Below are 2699 nucleotides of genomic sequence, written 5' to 3' on the forward strand. Positions count from 1 at the left end.
AAAAAACAATGGTATCGGTCTTGCAGCACCTCAAATAGGTATAAAAAAAAGAATAATTATAGTGGATGAAAGGGCAATTGGTGCAAATAGTAACATAATAGCAATGGTTAACCCTAGAATTGTTTCATATGAGAGTTTTTATGAAGAACATGATGAAGGTTGTTTAAGCGTTCCTGGTTTTTACGGAAAAGTAAACGATCGCAGGCGGTATATAAAAGTTCAATATCTTGATTTAAAAGAACAGATGCAGGAAGTTGAGTTCGATAATTTTTTGTCGGTTGTCATTCAACATGAGATAGATCACTTAAATGGCATTTTGTTTGTTGATAGGATTAATTTTGTTGAAAAATTAAGATTTAAAAAATTTTTAAAAGAAAATAAATGAATATAGCTTTTTTTGGTACAAGTGATATTGGCATTGAAACGTTAAAGAGTATAAATGAGCATTTTTCCGTAAAAGCAGTTATTACAACAAAAGATAAAAAAGGCAAACGTAACAAAATTCTAATTGAAAGCCCTATCAAAAAACAGGCAATTAAGCTTGGTCTTGATTTTTTTCAACCAGAAAAGCTTGATGATAATTTTTTAAGCCAGATAAAAGACTGCCAGATGGGTGTATTGTTTTCTTATGGCAAAATAATACCTCAAAATGTCATTGATGCTTTTAAATACGGTATCTTGAATATACATCCAAGCATATTACCAAAATACAGAGGTGCTTCTCCAATCATTAGCGCGCTTTTAAACGGTGATTTATACACTGGCATAAGCATAATAAAGCTTACCAAAGATCTGGATGCAGGCGATTGTTTAATGCAAAAGATTATTGAAATAACACCAGACGACAATAATATTACACTGTCAAATAAAATTTCTTACCTGGCAAGCCAGATGATTATATGCGCTATTGAATTTTACAAAGATGGTTTATTAAAACCAAAACCCCAAAAAGGCAATATATCATACACTAAAAAATTTAACAAAAATGATACTTTAATAAATTTTGAAAATGATGACGCTTGTTTTGCAGTTAGAAAGGTAAAAGCTTTTGCTGGTTATCTGGATGCTTTTTTTTACTACAATTCAAAAATTTATAAAATATTAAAAGCAAGTGTTTGCGATCTTAGCGCAACACCAGCAACTATTGTGAAAGTAAGCAAAAACTCACTTATAGTAGCTTGTAAAAACAAAAGCATTAGTATAGAGCAAATTAAACCCGAAGGTAAGAATGCTATGTCAATTGAAGCATTTTTAGCAGGACACAAATTTCAATGTGGTCAAAAAATAATATAGAGCGTTTTGCTTTTATTTTAGCACCATTTTTGCTTATTCTATCTTTTTATTATTCTTTTATTTCTTTTTTTGCATTTGTGCCGCTTTTAATTTCTCTAAATTCACAAAAAAGCTCAAAAGTATTTTTAGATGTTTTTTTGATAATCAGTATTTCTTTTTTAACTTTTTTTCTTTTTTTGTACATTGGTTTATTAAAAGGTATTTATGTTTACAATCATGTACCGTTTTTTTTAGCTTTTTCTATGTATTTTGGTGTCTGTATATACCAGCTGATATATACAATAGCACCGTTTTATTTAATAAAAAAATTTAATATCAGCTTTTTGCTTTTGCCTGTATTTTACATAGCTTTCGAATATTTGCGTTCGATTGTGCTATATGGAGATCCTATTGGAAATGTGAGCATGTTTGTTTACAATATACCATTTTTTATAAAAGATGCAACTTGGTTTGGTTCTTATTTTGTGGGGTTAAAACTTTTATTTGTTAATGTAGCAATATATTATTTGTACAAAAATAAAATAAAGCATGCCCTCATAATTTTAGGTGTAATTGCTTGTTTATTTTTTGTTGTTAATCTTCCAGCAAAAAATGGTTCAATTAAAAAATCCATAGCATTAATTCAGGGTAATATTTCACAATCTCAAAAATGGGACAATGCTATGTTGATGAATAATTTAAATGTTTATGTAAATGCTACAAAAAAAACAAACGCCGATCTTGTAGTCTGGCCAGAAAGTGCTTATCCGTTTTTATTTAAACCAAAAGATTTTGACAATATACTTGGATATTACAAAACACCCATAATTTTTGGCGCTCAAACCCAAAGGGGCAGTAATTATTATAATTCTGCAGTTTTTTTTAATCATAAAAAGTATGACTATTATGATAAACACGAGCTTGTACCATTTGCAGAATTTATACCACTAAGGAAATATCTAAGCTTTATAACCACTGTTACAAAATTTGGTAGTTTTACTCATGGTAAGAGATTTACATTATTTGATGTTGATGGTCTTAAAACTGCGGCTATCATTTGCTATGAGGAAGATTTTGAAAATATTGCAAGAACTTTTAAGAATTTAGGAGCAAGGTTGCTTGTAGTTATAACAAATGATGCGTGGTTTAGTCACACGCCTACTTTTCATTTATTTTATAGGGATGATTTTTACAGGGCTGTAGAAAACAATATATATGTTGCAAGATGTGCAAATACTGGTTTTAGTATGATAGTTAGTCCACAAGGCAAAATGATAACAAATTTAAAGCCTTATACTTTTGGCATACTAAAGGCTGATATTGTATTTGATGATAAAAAAATAACTATTTTTGATAAATTTGGACACTTTTTTGGTTTATTTGATTTAATTTTGATCCTTTTGGCAACCTAAATACTATAATTGTTC

At 29.1% G+C, this 2699-nt stretch carries 3 protein-coding genes; all 3 read left to right on the plus strand.

The genetic code is table 11. The features are described 5' to 3' along the window. A partial coding sequence (gene def / locus Q0C22_RS06245; protein ID WP_291492865.1) for a peptide deformylase occupies positions 1-385 on the plus strand: 385 nt, incomplete at its 5' end. After that, a complete protein-coding gene (gene fmt / locus Q0C22_RS06250) occupies positions 382-1293 on the plus strand; it encodes a methionyl-tRNA formyltransferase (protein WP_291492867.1) in 912 nt (303 codons plus the stop codon). The genes def and fmt, both read left to right, overlap by 4 nt. Continuing rightward, the gene (gene lnt, locus Q0C22_RS06255; protein WP_291492869.1) at positions 1272-2684 is read left to right on the plus strand and encodes an apolipoprotein N-acyltransferase; all 1413 of its coding nucleotides are present in this window, start codon (positions 1272-1274) and stop codon (positions 2682-2684) included. Before fmt ends, lnt begins: the two co-directional genes overlap by 22 nt. The last annotated feature ends 15 nt before the right edge of the window (positions 2685-2699 follow it).

Source organism: Desulfurella sp. (assembly GCF_023256235.1).
Taxonomy (GTDB): Bacteria; Campylobacterota_A; Desulfurellia; order Desulfurellales; family Desulfurellaceae; genus Desulfurella.

Coding starts and splice junctions, on each gene's coding strand:
- fmt (WP_291492867.1), top strand. CDS start 382: ATGAATATAGCTTTTTTTGGTACAAGTGATATTGGCATTGAAACGTTA.
- lnt (WP_291492869.1), top strand. CDS start 1,272: ATGTGGTCAAAAAATAATATAGAGCGTTTTGCTTTTATTTTAGCACCA.